Source organism: Glaciecola petra (genome assembly GCF_031846345.1).
Taxonomy (GTDB): Bacteria; Pseudomonadota; Gammaproteobacteria; order Enterobacterales; family Alteromonadaceae; genus Glaciecola; species Glaciecola petra.
In genome coordinates this window covers 103,101-119,636 of record NZ_JAVRHX010000005.1, presented here as the reverse complement: position 1 = coordinate 119,636, position 16,536 = coordinate 103,101, and the positions used below count along the sequence as shown (strand labels likewise).

Here is a 16,536-nt window from a genome sequence, read left to right as displayed (position 1 = left end):
ATGCAGACTTCATTTGACGGTTTGAAAACAATAAAACCTTGTACTATGCCAAGTATTACTTAACGACTTTTGCTGTAAAAATTGTGTTATCCAAGATTGATCAGCAGTGATAATTCTTTAGTTTACTAGTCTCAAATTCAGTATTTATAAGGGTTTACAGATACTGAGTCGACGATTTAATAGCTTAACATCACACTGGTATCTCTACTTATTACTATGGATATCATTATGCATTTACGTCTTTTATTGTGTGGCTTTATATTGGTTGTTAGTAGCCAAGTTATCGCCTCTGAAAATTACACCAACGATGTTACTTTACTGAAAAACGCACTTGAAACAGCCCATCCAGGCTACAACAGATACATCTCAAATAGCGAACTAGCTAGTCGCTGGACAGAATTGGAACAGGTGGTGGCTGATAAACCTTCTGAATTAGAGTTTTATACCGCTGTGTCAAAGTTGTTAGTAAGTCTTCGCTGTGAGCATACGAAAGCCGAGTTTTCCCCTAAGCTAGAAAAGCAAAAAAGACAATCCTTTATGCCGTTTCGTTTTCGGATCTTCGACAATCGAATGTTTGTTGAATATGCCGATAGCGAAACGGATCTTAAAAAAGGTGATGAAATCATTGCTATTAATGGATACCCAATCCAGCGCATCATCAGTCAGCTCTCACCCTATGTTGAACGTGATGGCTATACAGATCACACTACAGTGTCGTTGCTCGAACAAAACTTTGATTTGCTGGGTTCTAGTTTCGAACAATTCTTCTCATCCGCAGTGCTACAGCAAGACACCTTTGCTAATGAGTTTAATATTCTTGTTAAAAAACTGGGTGCCGACCAGACAACCAATACATCAATGGCAGCGATTAGCTTTGACGACTGGATAAAACTCAGTAAGCAACCATATCGATTAAACTTCAAAGACGCCGTTAACGTTGAAATAAACGACACCACGGCAGTATTAAAAGTAGATACCTTTGTCAATTACCGACAGCCTATTGATGCATTCGAACTGTTTGAAAAAGTATTCGCAGAGTTTGATAATAAAGGTATTACTGAGCTAGTTGTTGATCTTAGAAGTAATGGTGGTGGCAGTGATGATGCGCAAATGGCTTTACTGAGACACCTGTATCAGGTTCCCTTTACACTTGTGAATGGCGCATGGCTTTCGTCAAAACCGCTCGGCCCATTGGCAGAGAAGTTATCGAGTTGGGATCGTACCGCGGTTGATATCGACAAAACAAAATTACCATTAATTGATTATGGTAGAGCGATTCCGTTACAAGCTTTAGGAATAAATGCTCAGCAACAGCAACCAGCAAAATATGCATTCAAAGGGGAGGTAGTATTACTAACTAGCAAGAAGAATGCATCAGCATCTGCAGCATTGTTGTCGCACATTCAACAACAAACGAATGTCACGCTTGTTGGTGATGCGACAGGAGGAAACCAAGGAGGAACAACAGCTACCGTTATCGCATTCTTGACCCTACCTGAATCACAAATTGTTGTCCGTGTTCCACTTATTCGTAATCGTTACACTATTGAAAATGCATTAGATGGCCTAGGCGCTTATCCGGACATCTACGCTTCAGAACAGTTAAATGACTTTTTATCTGGTCGTGATGTTGCAATGGAAACTGCGTTATCACTATTCGAGCAAGCTAAATAACTTCGCTTTGACTAGCTAACCATGCACTGGGTGACATCCCAGTGCATTGTTTAAACCAACGATTAAAACTAGCCTTGGAAGCAAAACCGCTATCGAAGGCTATTTCTAAAAGGCTTTCCTTGGTTCTCTGTTGCATGGTCTGTTTTGCATAATCCACTCGAGCTTCATTAACCAATTGATTAAAATTCTTTTTAAGATAGTTGTTAAGCGCTCGTGATACATATGTTTCATTTGTTCCAAGATCGCGAGCAATATCGTTGATGCTAAGCTTAGAGCGCCTGAACCACTGCTTCTGCTCAAGTTCTAATAATATTCGTTCTGCTAACGATGCAATATGATCGTCCTGCTGTTGAGAAACTTCATTTTCTTCTTCATCAGTTAACCACCGCACTGAAGGATAAGGTTCGCGAATGTGTGATAATGCCTGAATTCCACTCCACAGCACAATAGCGGCAAATAGAATATAAAAACCAAACTGATCAACATAAGTCATTTTCTGAACCAATTGATTGTAAGATTCAAACAAAATCCACATGACTGTTAATACCGAGAAAAATATAATTGCGCGCTTTAGCCACTGGGTATCAAACGATTCAATACTGCTTTGCACATTGACCAATCGAGCTTGGTACGATGTTATCAATTGCCAACATTTCCAAATACAATAAAGGCTTAGTAATACACCGACTGCCAATTCTAATGGTACAAAATAAATTTCATGGAATGCATCATTAAATGCCCATTTATCTTTGTAATCTGGCATAGATACAAAGGCAATAAAATAGTAAGTAGATTGCACTACACCAGGTAAAAAGAACCATTTATAAATGCTTCGAGGAGGCATTTTTAGCAGAGAAAATGTATGTGCTAGCAGCAAAGGTCCCAGCCAGAGTTCGTTATTAAATGGTGCAAATGTCAGCCATGGAAAGGCCTGATAGAACCCCGAAAAGCCGATGATTTGAGGTGCCAGATTGAGACCATAAAGAAATATAAACGCCGCAAGATAACGATTTGCGATTGTTTCTATATCTCGAATAGCGAGGGCTAAAGCTACCACCCACATCGGCAATACAAATGAGAGCATCAATGCCGTGCGCCAAGAAGTATCTATATACTCCACTTTAAATCAACCTATTGTGTAAATCCAAATAATAAATAGTATAAAAAACATTAGCGAAAATAACATACATCTATGCAAAAATTTTGCTAAACATATTTTTAGAAGAAGATGTAAAACTAAATCCACCATGGAAATACCATTGCGTGACATGTAGAGGCGGCTGTCAGATTGGGTATTTAAAACTGAAACTGAGCTTTTTAATTGATTATATTAGGAGATTTCACCGATTAATTTTTCATTGCGTTTTGACGATGATTTTTTGAATCATCAGTGCTTAATGAGTGAATATTGGAAATTTGGGAATGAGACAAAAAGGACAGGTACCCACCTATAGCAATACCTAAAAAAGCCACTATTGAATAAAAAAATAAAATCATACTGTTGCTCCCAAGTTAATATACAACTAGTTGACCATTTAAGCTTATAAGTCGCCAATTGGAATTATCAATCGATTTAATCGCTTTATCTAAGCGTGAAATTAATAATGAAAACGTTTACACTGTTAAAAAGGTGTAAATTCCGCAACTAAATGACTCTACAAGCTTTGAGAAAAATAAAGGGAGCACAACAAATGAATAAAAAAATACGAATACTCATTTCCGCGTTTATTACTAGTTGCCTTATCGGTATTAGCGCTTGCAGTTCCATCACGTCAGAACTAACACTCAACGACAAAATAGGAACAAGTAACAAAATTAAAGTTAATCAAATCGCTTATTTACCCAATTCAACAAAGCTTGCTGTAGTGCCGTTTGAGACTTCAGAAAATGCGTCCATAGAATCCCAAGAACAAGGTTTTCGTATAGAGAATGCGTCAAGTGGTGAAGTTGTATTCGAGGGGACTTTGTCTACAGCATCATTATGGGCGCCAGCAAATCAAACGGCTAAACTCGCAGACTTTAGTGAATTAACTCGCCCCGGTACCTATGTGGTCAAAGTAGATGGCGTTATGCAATCTCCTAGCTTTAATATTTCTAAAGATGGATTTTTAGCTACGCACGATGCGGCGCTAAAAGCTTATTATTTTAACCGAGCTGGCATGGCCTTGAGTAAAGAATACGCCGGTGCATGGCAGCGCCAAGCAGGTCATTTAGATACCGATGTTATTGTGCATGAATCAGCGGCCTCTGCAGCGCGCCCTGCTGGCACTGTCATTAGTTCACCAAAAGGTTGGTACGATGCTGGAGATTACAATAAATATATTGTGAATAGCGGCATCTCGACTTACACCTTGCTACTAGCATATTCACATTTTGAAGATTTTTACGAAACACGCAGTATCGACATTCCCGAATCGTCAAATGGTGTTCCTGATATTATTGACGAAATTATGTGGAACCTAGATTGGATGGAAACCATGCAAGACCCCAATGATGGTGGGGTTTACCACAAACTAACGACAAAAAACTTCATGAGTGCGGTTATGCCGCATACCTTAACTGAACCAAGGTTTGTCGTACAAAAAAGTACTGGTGCCGCATTAAACTTTGCCGCGACTTTTGCTATGGCAAGCAGAGTGTTAAGTGAATTACCAACATTTACCGCAAAAGCAAATGAATATAAGCAGGCCGCAACTGCCGCTTATCAATGGGCAATGTCTCACCCAAAAGCTATTTATAAGCAACCTGAAGATATAAAGACCGGTGAATATGGCGATTCAGAACTAAAGGGTGAATTTGCATGGGCAGCCGCTGAATTATTTTTACTAACCAAGGATTCAAATTACTTAGATAATTTTCAACAATTTGCCGATGAACTTACTACTCCTGGTTGGCAAGACACTATGACACTGGCTTATATTTCTTTGCTGTCAGAAGGAAAAACAGTAATGAAAGCACCTGACTACGACGTAATTGTTGAGAAAGTGCTTGAATATTCAGATGAACTTGTAGGACTAAAAGAACAGTCTGCCTATGGTGTACCCATGGTAAAGTCCGATTTTGTATGGGGTAGTAATTCGGTTGCATTGAATAAGGCATTCGTTTTATTGCAAGCTTATCGGCATACGTCAATCGAGAAGTATAAAACTTCAGCGTCTAGTTTAATAGATTATGTAATGGGCAAAAACCCGACGGACTATTCTTACATTACCGGCTTTGGATCAAAATCACCGATGGATCCGCATCATCGAGTTTCCTATGCTGATGACGTCAATGACCCCGTGCCTGGTTTTTTAGTAGGCGGGCCGCATACTGGAGAGCAAGATAAATGTACTTACGAAGGCTCGTTTGCGGCGACTACTTTTCTTGACGATTGGTGTAGTTACTCTACTAACGAAGTCACTATAAACTGGAATGCCCCTTTGGTTTACACTTTAGTTGCTTTACATAGCATGCAATAAAACGCGCAGATTAAAAGAAAACCCCGTGCTATTTAAACACGGGGTTTTTAGTTATCGATACCAACTAATTATTTTTTACGCTGGCACTTTCATATCAATTTCAGCTTCAATTACGGTCGCCGCGACGGGTCTACCCAAGTAAAAGCCTTGACCATGGTCGATGTTCAAGCTTTTGCACATATCGAGATGATCTTGGGTTTCAATCCCTTCAGCAACAATCGTCATATTCAAACGCTTTAGCATTTCAGCAAGCGCAACAAATACTTCTTTGCGTTTTTGCTTACCATGCTCTAACGAAAATAAAGATTTGTCCAATTTTACGATACTAATAGGATATTCAATTAAGTGCGAAATCGAAGAATAACCAACCCCAAAGTCATCTAGAGAAATTAAAAAACCATAGTTAGACAAGCGTTCAATTGACTGCTTGATTACCGCTTGTTTTTCGAACAAAGCCGTTTCTGTAATTTCTAGTACGATATTATTTGGATTTACTTTGTAGGCTTCAGAGCAGTCAATAATATATTGCGTTACTTCCAAATTTTGCAATTGGATAGGCGAGATATTAATCGCAATGAAGCGTTCTTGAGCATGCAATTTTTGCCATTGAGAAATCTGTTGGATAGCTTTATCTATTACCCATTCTCCAATAGCATGGATATCACTATTTTTCTCTGCAATTGGAATAAACTCATCAGGTACTATTTGTTGCTCTTCATCGGGCCAACGAATAAGTGCTTCAAAGCCAATTTTCTTATTATTATTTAAGTCAACAACTGGCTGAAAATGAATATTAAAACTAGATTCTTGTATATGCTTTTTTAAACCAACTTGTATATCAAACTGGCGGCTATACTGGTCACTCATTGACTGATCATACAGTCTTATTTCGCCCTTGCCGTCTGCTTTCGCTTTGTACATTGCAACATCAGCGCATTTAATTAATTGGTCCTTTTCTTGGGCTTGACTGGGGTAAATCGCGGCACCAATACTCGCTTTACAATATACTTCAGAACCACCTATATGAATTGGCTCTTGCATTGCTTGTTGAATGCGTTGGGTTACCAAGCGTACTTGCTGTGTTGACTTTATCCCCCCCAAAATAATAGCAAATTCATCACCGCCCAATCGGGCAAAACTTTCATGGCGGCGCAGTTGCTTTTTCACGCGTTTCGAGAATTCAATTAACAATCTATCACCTGCATCATGACCTAAAGTGTCATTAACATATTTAAAATCGTCTAAATCCATCAGAAGTAGTGCCACATCTGCTTTTCCGGAATTAGGACGAGCTAATAAAATGTCCATTAATTGATTGAAGTGGTGGCGGTTGGATAAACCTGTTAAGGGATCTTTTTCAGCTAAGTGTTTTACATTTAAATAATTTTGGTGCAGTTTGTGTTCTAATTCAAAACGTTTTTGAGAATGTATAATTGCACGATGCAAATTGAGGCGTTCAAGATCTGCTTTTTGAATAAAATCTTGAGCACCTGCTTCAATGCATTTCACGGCTAGTGATTCGTTTTCAGACGCACTCATCATTACAATTGCAGTGCTGCCTAAGTCAGGTCGCGAACGTAGTTCTTGAACCATTTCAATACCGTTCATTTCAGGCATTCTGTAGTCGAGTAACACCACATCAAATGTCTGACCTTGCATAATAGCAAGCCCCTCATTTACTGAAGAGGCTTCTACTACCTTAACCTCTGCGGCATTTTCAGCGAGTGTGCGACGAATTATTTTGCGATCTGCAATATCGTCGTCGACCAACAGTACATTGAGTCTTCTTCTCAGTTCCATTTTTACTTCTCTAAACAGCGATAAGCTGTGGTAAGTTAAAAATCAAAATCATTTGTTTACATTCGCTAGAATTGGTCTGGCTAAATTGGTAATTGGCCAATTTATCTCAAACTTTGTCCCTCTTGGTAAGTTATCGCTTACCTTTATACTGCCACCATAGTGTTCGACAATTTTTTTCACTACACTAAGGCCCATACCACTGCCTTCAACTTCGTCTCGTGGCTTAAGTGTTTCAAACAACTGAAAAATACGCTCTTTATTTTTTTCTGCGATACCAGGACCATTGTCTTCGATACTAATGATACTAGCGCGTTTTGTAACTTTTGCTTTTATTTGTATTTTTGCGTTCCCTGAATCGTGATGTTTTATAGCGTTGGAAACTAGGTTTAACATTACAACGTTAAAAGGCACCACTGGAACATGTATATCGACGTTATCGCAATTCACAACAAAGCCCATGGGTAAATCAAGTAGGGATAATAATTCAACTACCAGTTCACGCAGGTTAGTCTTGCTTGATTCTTGATAGTCTTTACCAATTCTGGAATAACTTAATAAATCTACCAGGAGTTTTTCCATACGAGCAACGCGATTTAATGTTAATTCTAGGTTGTCTTTGCTGTCTGGAGGTAAAATGTCGGCACAGTCTTCTGCGACCCACGATACCAAGCGTTTAATGACATTAAGCGGGGAACGTAAATCGTGTGACGCCACGTAGGCAAAGTTATCTAAATCGCTATTTGAACGTTTCAAATCGTTAATTAGAATTTCTTTTTCTGTTACATCACGCGATACGGACATTAAGTAAGTATTGCCATCTGAGGCGCTAAAAGCCTTTTTAGTGACATGTAAAATTTTCTCTTCGCCATTTGCAAAGATCATATGTTGATTTTTTGAGTATAAACCGTCTTTTAATGCTTGTAGATCGCTGTCGATCATTTGTGCACTTATTTCAGGCTCGTAATACTCAAAACTTGTACTTCCCAATATCATCGGTCTAAATTTAACAGGAAAAGTGTCAAGCATGGCTTGGTTGGCATAAACGATATGGTGATTGATATCTTTCACACAAATATAGTCTTGATTAAGCTCCGAAATTTGCATGTGACGTTCATCCAATTCTCGGGTTTGGATGACTTTTTGTCGTAGCCTATTTTCAATCTCAAACTGGCTCGCAATCAGCTTCAGCATCTCTATGGTTTGTTTGCTTATTGGCTTATTTGTATGGTCAAGCTTACTACCAATTAAGGCCAGAGGGCTATTATTTTCATGACTCGTTAATGCCAAAACTATGGGCTTATCTTGGGTATATATATCGTTTATTTGCTTGTCTAGAATGACAAAACTGCTATTTAAAGTAAGTATATGTTGAAGCAAAGCTTCAAAGTCTAGCGTTTCTATATGTGTTGAATTTCCTACACTTAAAAATTGCTTTTCGCTAATTAAGTATACAAAAGCGTTATCGCTGTTAGAGGCATGTGCAAACATTTGCATTTGATTATGAAAAAGAGAAGATGCGTCTTCATCGAGCACTAACAAGTCATGAGACGCATGATTACTAGCCAGACCATTATTTTCTGCGAACTTCAACTGCATGTAAAATCTCTAGGAAACGTTTACATCCGTGTTTTTAGGCTTTTTACTCAAATAGTCCGTGAGCTAAGCTTTTTATTATTATGTTATACAATGTAGCAGGAAGGATAGTGATGTCAACAACTAGGGGCGTTAACCCCTATATTGCTCAAATTATGATCATTAATAATTAGTTATTGACCTCAAATAATGCTGCCGCGCCCATGCCACCACCAACACACATGGTCGAGACAACATACCTAACACCCCTACGCTTGCCTTCTATTAATGCGTGAGCGACGGTGCGAGCGCCGGTCATTCCATATGGGTGGCCTATTGAAATTGATCCGCCGTTAACATTATAAATTTCCGGGTCAATATTAAGGTAATCGCGACAATATAACGCTTGGCATGCAAATGCTTCGTTTAATTCCCACAAACCGATATCTTGAATATTCAAGCCATGTACTTTCAACAATTTTGGTATTGCATAAATTGGCCCTATTCCCATTTCTTCTGGCTCATTGCCTGCAACCATCATGCCTCTGTAAGTACCAAGAATATCTAAATTACGCTGTTCCGCTAAACTGCGTTCCATTACTACGCATGCTGATGCGCCGTCCGAAAGTTGACTCGCATTACCAGCAGTTATACAACCACCTTCAACAACTGAATTTAACCCCTGTAAACTCTCTAAAGTGGTTGATGGTCTGTTTCCCTCATCCTTGCTTAATGTGACTTCTTCAAAACTAACTTCTTTTGTTTCTTTATTAAAATTAGCCTTCGTTGTGGTAATCGGAACAATTTCTTGATCAAAGCGCCCCGCCTCTTGTGCAGCGGCGGTTCTCATTTGCGACGCAAATGCATATTCGTCTTGAGCATCTCGGCTAATATTATATTTTTTAGCAACATGTTCAGCGGTATAAAGCATAGGCATGTAAGCATGCGGGGAGTTTTTGGTGACGTTTTTATCTAGGCACTTGCTTGCCCATTCAAAGTACTTCGCTTGAATTTCTGAAATGTTATCTTGCCCACCAGCAACCACTATATTCATGCCGTCTACCATGATTTGTTTTGCGGCAGTAGCAATCGCCATCACGCCAGAAGAACATTGACGATCAATTGTTTGACCCGACACTGTATTGGGCAACCCTGCAGCTAAGCCACTTAATCGACCAATATTTCCCCCTGCACTGCCCGCACACAAAACAGACCCAATAATAACATCGTCTACTTCGCCGCCTTCAACACCTGAACGCTCAACTGCATGCTGAATAGCGTGCGCAGTCATGGTAGGTGATTTAGTATTATTTAGTGCGCCTTTAAAAGCACGGCCAATGGGAGTTCGTGCTGTTGAAACAATCACGGCTTCTTTCATGAGATTTCCTTTTTACTGGTATATAAGTTGTGTCTAATTAGCATAACGAAGCTAATTATTAAGTGTACTTTATAATTCTTATGGAACACCATCTTGTTAGTGAATATACAGCCTACTACCCACCCGCTAGCAAAAGTTGTCCGGCGCAATTTCAATCGCAATATAAAGCACCTATTGTGAGGAACTGTTAATCTTGTTACAGTTTTTAGAAGGAAGTGTTTAAGGAGTCATACGTGTTTATAAGAATGCTAAGAATAGGGATAGTCGTTTCTTCACTATTGTTTGTTGTTACAACAGCAACGGCAGGTGATTTTTCGCGATATAAACACCATGAAGATTACGACGATTATTTTAGAAAATATTCCAAACGTTTTTTTGGGCCGGCATTTGATTGGCACTATTTTAAAGCGCAAGCCGTTGCAGAGAGTAATCTAAATCCTACTGCAAAAAGCCACGTAGGCGCAAAGGGTATTATGCAAATCATGCCGCGTACATATAATGAAATTCGTACCAAAAATAAATACATTTCAGGTAACTCAACCGAACCGCGTTGGAACATCGCCGCCGGAATTTGGTACAACAAACAGCAGTTCGAGTTTTGGCAGAAAGGCCGCGCATTAGAAGAGCGGCTCAAGTTCATGTATGGCTCATACAATGCTGGTCGTGGAAACATTTTGAAAGCTCAACGAAAAGCTATAGATGCAGGTTTAAACCCACGTGAGTGGCACTCTATGTACATCGCTTTACCTGAAGTCACAGGCAAGCATTCAAAGGAAACCTTGAATTATGTGGAGAAAATTTTTGATATTAAAGAGGACATTAAGTAATGGATTGGACGATTGTATTAGTTAATTTTGTATACGCAGTTTTAGGATGCTCAGTAACGCTTTTTTTTATGGTAGCGGGGTATAAATTATTCGACAAAATTACGCCTTTTAATACTCATGATGAATTGGCAAAAGGAAACCAAGCTGTAGGTATTGTTGTTGCGGCTATGATCGTTGGCCTCGGTATAGCAGTAGGTTTGGTGATTGGAATGGGTTTAAATTAATTTTAATAAATCTGTCTTAGTTATCAGTATTCCGTGATCTAAGGAAAACACCTTAGCTAATGTATTATGTGAGCAAAAAACTATATTGACCTATAAGGTGTACCATGAATAAATATTTACTTTTTATTTCAAGCTGTCTTTTTGTGATGAGTTGGCATGCAAATTCACAACAAGCGAATAGTATCTCCTCTCAAGATGCACAAATAATGCTACCCATAAACTCACTTTTTGATGGTATGAGAGAAGGTAATGTACAAAAAGTACGTTCAGTGTTTGTCCCTCAAACCCTTATTCATCGTGCACATGCCAGTTTAAGAGAAGATACTACAGTGGAGAATTTTGTCCAAGCTCTTGCATCAAAAGGAGATGCCGTGTGGGATGAGAAGATATGGGATATCCAAATCAATAGCGCAGACAAACTTGCGTCAGTGTGGACCAAATTTGCGTTTGTGTTAAACGGAAACCTTAGTCACTGTGGTGTAAATTCTTTTCAACTATATAAATTTGAAGACGGCTGGAAGATTATTTATTTGGCCGATACCTTCCAAAAAGAAGCCTGTAAAATGCCACCAGGAGTCCAATAAACCGACGGCAAACAAAAAAGTAAATTAAATAAGCATAAAAAAACACCGCAAGTTTATTAAACTGCGGTGTTTTTATTAATCGCTTAAGTCGCTATGTATATTGTCGAAATTATGCTTCTGCAATAATCGCCAATGTCACATTAGCCGTTACCTCTGAGTGGATTTGAATATCAACTTCAAACTCACCAATTTCACGGAGAGTTCCGTCAGGTAATTTAACTTCTGCTTTGGTGACTTCAACGCCAGCATCAGTAATCGCTTTAGCGATATCACGAGTACCAACAGAACCGAATAATTTACCTTCGTCTCCAGCTGGTGCTGCAATTGTCACGTTCTCAAGAGCATTGATTTTTTCAGCACGCGCTTCAGCAGCTTTAAGCTCTTCTGCGATTTTAGCTTCTAATTCAGCTCTACGTTGTTCAAATTTCTCTAGATTAGCCTTGGTTGCTGGTACTGCTTTTCCTTGCGGGAATAAGAAGTTACGAGCATAACCAGACTTAACAGTGACCTTGTCACCCAATCCGCCTAAGTTGGCGATTTTGTCTAGTAGAATGATGTTCATCTTTGCTACCTCTTTAAATTGCCAATCTTATTTATGTGAATCAGTGTACGGAAGCAATGCTAAAAAGCGCGCACGCTTTATTGCAGTTGACAACTGACGCTGATATTTAGCACTAGTACCGGTAATACGGCTAGGCACTATTTTACCACTTTCGGTGATGTAGTTTTTCAACAAAGCAATGTCTTTGTAATCTATTTGGCTTACGCCTTCAGCAGAAAAACGACAAAATTTACGACGTCTAAAAAATCGAGCCATTAGTTGTCTCCTTTTTCTTCAGTTGGTGCTGCTTCTGCCGGGGCAGTTTCTTGAGCAACAGGTGCTGCTGGTGCTTCAGTGCGAGCTGGTCTTTCTTTGCGCTCTTCACGACGTTCTTCTTTCGCCATAGGAGATTGCTCAGTTACTGCACCTTTAGTGCGCATAATCATATTGCGAAGAACGATGTCGTTGAAGCGGAAAGCAGTCTCTAATTCTTCAACGGCTTCTGCAGATGCTTCAGCGTTAATAAGAACATAGTGTGCTTTGTGAAGTTTCTCGATTGGATAAGCCAATTGGCGGCGGCCCCAATCTTCTAAACGATGAATAGTTCCACCGTCGGTTTCTAGAATACCTTTGTATTTTTCAATCATACCAGGTACTTGTTCACTCTGATCAGGGTGAACCATAAATACTATTTCGTAATGACGCATTACTGCTCCCTACGGTTAAAGTCTCGGATAGTGCAGCCGGCTATCATAAAGACAAGGAGGTTTGATGTAGCTGCAAGGGCGCGCATATTACAGAAAATTAGCGCGTAGAGCAAGCGTTTTTGTACTAAATTACTCGGTTTAATAAAGCACAGAAGATTAAGCACTTAAAAAAGTGTTAATTTGATTTGATTTCCAGTAAGTCAGCATAGTTCATGGTGTTTGGTGTTAATTCATTTTTTGCTGAGTGCAAGGTTAGATCAACTACTTGAAAAATACTCTTGGCATCAATACTGGTTTCAGCAGAATCTTGCACGAACATACCAATGTGTACTTTTAAATGAGCAAACCGGGATTCTATTGCCCGACTAATATTTTTGCATTGCTGTTTTGCTTTGTGTTCGTCAGTAGCACTAAAACATAATAAGAATTGCTTGTTTTCATTAAGGCCTAACATATCGGTTGCTGGGTGCAAAAAAACATGTATCAATTTGGCAAAAGATATTAAATTTTCTTGCTCAAGACATTGCTCAGAATTTTCAATAAATGAAACTTCTAATTTGGCTAAACATACAACAAGATCGCTACTTTTAGTATTTGAAAATTTATAAATTATTCTGTCGGCAAATGAGACAATTTTATGTTCAGAATATACTCGATTTAGATTTTCTACTACGTCATTTTCAGAGCCACTATTATCTAATTGAATCGTTGATTTAGCATTTATATCTTCAAATATTAAAGCAAAGGTAAGGCCTAAAACGATCGCAAGATTAAGCCAAAGAACTTTTGGAAAGAATTCATTTGAATTGGCTTCTTGATACGTGTAGTCAATTATGTGTTCGCGTAAATAACTGATTAATAACAAAAATCCTATCAAGAGTAATGTATAAATGATGGCCTTTTTCTTTCCAATTAGCAAACACGCCATAATGGGTAATATTGGAATTAAGCCAACAAAACGACTATAAACGCCGCCGGTAACCGTTGTTGCCAGTAAGATGGCAATAGTCATACCTATCATGAGTATTAAGGGGTTAGATGAACGATAAGAATATATGTGTATATAGATTGCTTGTACTAATAATAAAATACACACCAACAGGGCAATTAACGACATTTGAATAGGCTGTTGACCAAAAACATACATTAGGGTGGCACCCAAACATCCAATACCGGCCGACACCCAAGCGGTTTTTTTGACTATACCTAAAATGTAAATAGCACTGCTATGCACCGAGAACTCCCTTGTTATCCAAAGTAAATATCGGCTAACGCAATTAAGACTTAATAAGAAAGGAATTAAAAATCAGGAAACCATGCATAGCTCAGTTTTAAAAATATTGACTGATTATCAGGCCTAATTTTATCTAATGAATCGTCGTCAAAAGCGCTATGAGAATATCCAACAAAAAATTTCGTTAAAGGGTTTAGCTTATATGAATACAAAAGTTGGACACCTAAGTTTTTGCTATTTGCGTCGACATCAAAAGTATAATTTTGCTGATTTCTGTCTACATCTGAATAAGTCAAAATGAGTCTTACAAATTGCAAGGGGTCAAACTGATAAGTTGCTCGGACATCATATAAGTCAGCAACAAACAAAGCTTGTTCATCAACATCTAAACGGCTTCGAGTTTTTTCGATTTCAATGCGGGCATGTGTTCCTAAATTGAGCGTTACCTCATGCTCTAAAAAGACCTGATCGCCCAAACGATTATTGGCTAAGTCAACCCTATCGCCGATGCGAGCAAAAAATTCATAGCTAATAATTTGATTTGGCGTGGTTGTAAAGTAGAAGGAATTAGACAACTCATCAAAACGAGATGTATTGCCATCAATGCTTAATATCGAGTTATCAAATCTTAGGCCTACTCTGTTACGCTCAGTAAAACCAACCCTAGCGAAGGTTTGGTAGTCTCCCCTAACGCTAAAATAGCCCTCTAGCTCTTTTTCAATCAATTCGCCATTATCGTTGTGGGTAATATCCCAGTCGCCATTCACACGAATTTCATTCCACCACGAATTTTCATTACGCCAATTATAGCCGCCACCAAACACATATCGGGCCCGGTCAACGTTAGACACAAAACCCAAGTCCGCCCGAAAATCTGATTGAGTAGCACTGCGGCGTGCATTAAGGTAATAATTTTCAGTTTCCCGATTGTAGTCTATTCGATATGAATAACCTGAAAAGCGATCGGTCAAAGCCGTTCTTAATGCTGCCTCTGATAAATCTTCGTCTTCGCTACAATTGTTGTCACAAAACTCTGCTTGTAGAAATTCCGGATATTCAGTTTGAGAGCGTACATATTGAGCTCTAATGGTATCTTGTTCACTTAATCGATAGCGAAGGTCAATGCTGGCCACTGCATTTTGATATGAATCCGATTTACGAAAGGTTGTTAACCCTCCGATTGAAAAGTCATCGGAATAATCGTAGCGATATCGGCTTGCAATATTAATTGATTTTTCTTCAATAAATGCGACTTCAGAACCTAAATTACCCGGCACTAAAAATTGAGTAGTATTGTCGTTAGCAACCACCAAACCGAATGAATGCTCATCAACTCGCCCCGTTATTTTTGTACCGTAGTCTGGTTGATTAATATTTCGAGTATAAATAAGATTGAGATTTGAAGAAAAATATTCTGCATTTTCAACAAAAAAGGGCCGGCGTTCTTCAAAAAACAAAGCAAAAGTATTATTAATATTTAGCTGTGCGACATCAGCTTCTACCTGAGAAAAATCTGGATTCAAGGTACCCGACAAGTTTACTTCTGGTGTAAGGCTCCAATTAACGTCAAGACCAAACTCTTGGTTGTTTTGATATTCCCAATCGTTTGTCTCTACTGGGTCTCTGGTGCGCCCCGAACCGACCACTAAAGTAGGAACAAAAACAAAATCGTTAGCCTGCTTTGCATCCTTAAAACCATTGGCCTCGCCCATCTGACATAAACCACAAGAATTATTTCGGTCAAATGGTACATGCGATAAGCGGTACCTATCGCTACGTGGATAAAATCTAACAAATTCTATAGCCCACGTTTTGATGTCATCACTTTCTACAAAATTCATTAGCCTCAGCGGAATTTTCATTTCAACCACAAAGCCGGTTTCGGTAAGTTGGCCTGCAGATTCCCAAATGCCGTTCCAACTTGCGCTTTCGCTACCCGTCATTTCGTTTTCAATAGAATCGTTTTGCACCCCCAATGGATTGGCATAAAACTGGTAAGCTAACCGCCCATCGTTATATGGATCGAGTTTAATGCCCACTAGATCATTACCAAAACTGCTATCACGGTCGCGTAAAAATGCTCTAATCTGTTCTGGTTCTGGGTCAAATGCTTCAAAAAGTACATATAACTCACTGCCGTTTTCAAATACGCGAACATTGGTTTTAGCAGGCGGTGGGAGATTTTCGAAGGGTCTAGAAATATAAGCAAGCTCAACTAATTGCGAACCTTGCCATTCATCTTGAGAATAATTTCCATCAATTTCTATTTGGTTTTGTAAATTTGGAATATTTATGGAGGCTACATCCAACCCTTTTGCTTGATCATTGCCGGTTGATTGAGACGCCACACTTGTCGAAAGCAGAAGGCATAAGATTGTAAATAAAACATATATCGTTTTAGTGCCACTGAGCCTTGAACCATAGGAGCTTGGAGTCATAAAGAAATACTAATGCCATGTTAAAAACTAAAAAAAGAAACTAGAGCTGGTAAAACCGGTCAAGTGTAAATTCATTATTGTAGCCAAGCAAATTAA

At 38.9% G+C, this 16,536-nt stretch carries 14 protein-coding genes; 5 read left to right on the top strand and 9 right to left on the bottom strand.

Going from position 1 to position 16,536, the window contains the following annotated elements; all coding sequences use genetic code 11:
• Window positions 1–228 precede the first annotated feature (228 nt).
• On the top strand, window positions 229–1,674 hold the full coding sequence (locus tag RM552_RS14930; RefSeq protein ID WP_311369671.1) for a S41 family peptidase: 1,446 nt from the start codon (window positions 229–231) through the stop codon (window positions 1,672–1,674).
• Here RM552_RS14930 and RM552_RS14925 read toward each other — a convergent pair.
• Complete coding sequence (locus RM552_RS14925) at window positions 1,667–2,794, bottom strand: helix-turn-helix domain-containing protein (RefSeq protein ID WP_311369670.1); 1,128 nt, start codon at window positions 2,792–2,794, stop codon at window positions 1,667–1,669. The genes RM552_RS14930 and RM552_RS14925 overlap by 8 nt on opposite strands.
• Window positions 2,795–3,365: 571 nt before the next feature.
• On the opposite strand from RM552_RS14925, the gene RM552_RS14920 reads away from it, so the two are divergent.
• On the top strand, window positions 3,366–5,135 hold the full coding sequence (locus RM552_RS14920) for a glycoside hydrolase family 9 protein (protein WP_311369669.1): 1,770 nt from the start codon (window positions 3,366–3,368) through the stop codon (window positions 5,133–5,135).
• Between the two features lie 75 nt (window positions 5,136–5,210).
• On the opposite strand, the gene RM552_RS14915 is transcribed toward RM552_RS14920, so the two are convergent.
• The 3 genes from RM552_RS14915 to RM552_RS14905 form a co-directional block, all read right to left on the bottom strand.
• Window positions 5,211–6,935 carry a putative bifunctional diguanylate cyclase/phosphodiesterase gene (locus tag RM552_RS14915; protein WP_311369668.1) on the bottom strand — a complete coding sequence of 575 codons (1,725 nt, stop codon included), beginning with the start codon at window positions 6,933–6,935 and terminating at the stop codon, window positions 5,211–5,213.
• Between the two features lie 48 nt (window positions 6,936–6,983).
• Complete coding sequence (locus tag RM552_RS14910; RefSeq protein WP_311369667.1) at window positions 6,984–8,531, bottom strand: PAS domain-containing sensor histidine kinase; 1,548 nt, start codon at window positions 8,529–8,531, stop codon at window positions 6,984–6,986.
• Between the two features lie 166 nt (window positions 8,532–8,697).
• The gene (locus RM552_RS14905; RefSeq protein WP_311369666.1) at window positions 8,698–9,885 is read right to left on the bottom strand and encodes an acetyl-CoA C-acyltransferase; all 1,188 of its coding nucleotides are present in this window, start codon (window positions 9,883–9,885) and stop codon (window positions 8,698–8,700) included.
• Window positions 9,886–10,118: 233 nt separating this feature from the next.
• On the opposite strand from RM552_RS14905, the gene RM552_RS14900 reads away from it, so the two are divergent.
• The 3 genes from RM552_RS14900 (at window position 10,119) to RM552_RS14890 (ending at window position 11,520) form a co-directional block, all read left to right on the top strand.
• A complete protein-coding gene (locus RM552_RS14900; protein ID WP_311369665.1) occupies window positions 10,119–10,712 on the top strand; it encodes a transglycosylase SLT domain-containing protein in 594 nt (197 codons plus the stop codon).
• On the top strand, window positions 10,712–10,936 hold the full coding sequence (locus RM552_RS14895) for a DUF350 domain-containing protein (protein ID WP_311369664.1): 225 nt from the start codon (window positions 10,712–10,714) through the stop codon (window positions 10,934–10,936). Before RM552_RS14900 ends, RM552_RS14895 begins: the two co-directional genes overlap by 1 nt.
• Before the next feature lie 104 nt (window positions 10,937–11,040).
• Window positions 11,041–11,520 (top strand): nuclear transport factor 2 family protein, encoded by a 480-nt coding sequence (locus tag RM552_RS14890; RefSeq protein ID WP_311369663.1) that lies wholly within the window; start codon window positions 11,041–11,043, stop codon window positions 11,518–11,520.
• A 109-nt stretch (window positions 11,521–11,629) separates the two neighbouring features.
• On the opposite strand, the gene rplI is transcribed toward RM552_RS14890, so the two are convergent.
• From rplI to RM552_RS14865, 5 genes are all read right to left on the bottom strand, one after another.
• Window positions 11,630–12,082, bottom strand: a complete 453-nt coding sequence (gene rplI / locus RM552_RS14885) for a 50S ribosomal protein L9 (RefSeq protein WP_311369662.1) — start codon at window positions 12,080–12,082, stop codon at window positions 11,630–11,632.
• Window positions 12,083–12,109: 27 nt separating this feature from the next.
• Window positions 12,110–12,337 (bottom strand): 30S ribosomal protein S18, encoded by a 228-nt coding sequence (rpsR, locus tag RM552_RS14880; RefSeq protein ID WP_311369661.1) that lies wholly within the window; start codon window positions 12,335–12,337, stop codon window positions 12,110–12,112.
• The gene (rpsF, locus tag RM552_RS14875; RefSeq protein WP_311369660.1) at window positions 12,337–12,768 is read right to left on the bottom strand and encodes a 30S ribosomal protein S6; all 432 of its coding nucleotides are present in this window, start codon (window positions 12,766–12,768) and stop codon (window positions 12,337–12,339) included. Before rpsF ends, rpsR begins: the two co-directional genes overlap by 1 nt.
• A gap of 175 nt (window positions 12,769–12,943) precedes the next feature.
• Window positions 12,944–14,002, bottom strand: a complete 1,059-nt coding sequence (locus RM552_RS14870) for a hypothetical protein (RefSeq protein ID WP_311369659.1) — start codon at window positions 14,000–14,002, stop codon at window positions 12,944–12,946.
• 65 nt (window positions 14,003–14,067) lie between these two features.
• On the bottom strand, window positions 14,068–16,440 hold the full coding sequence (locus RM552_RS14865; protein WP_311369658.1) for a DUF5916 domain-containing protein: 2,373 nt from the start codon (window positions 16,438–16,440) through the stop codon (window positions 14,068–14,070).
• Window positions 16,441–16,536: the final 96 nt, after the last annotated feature.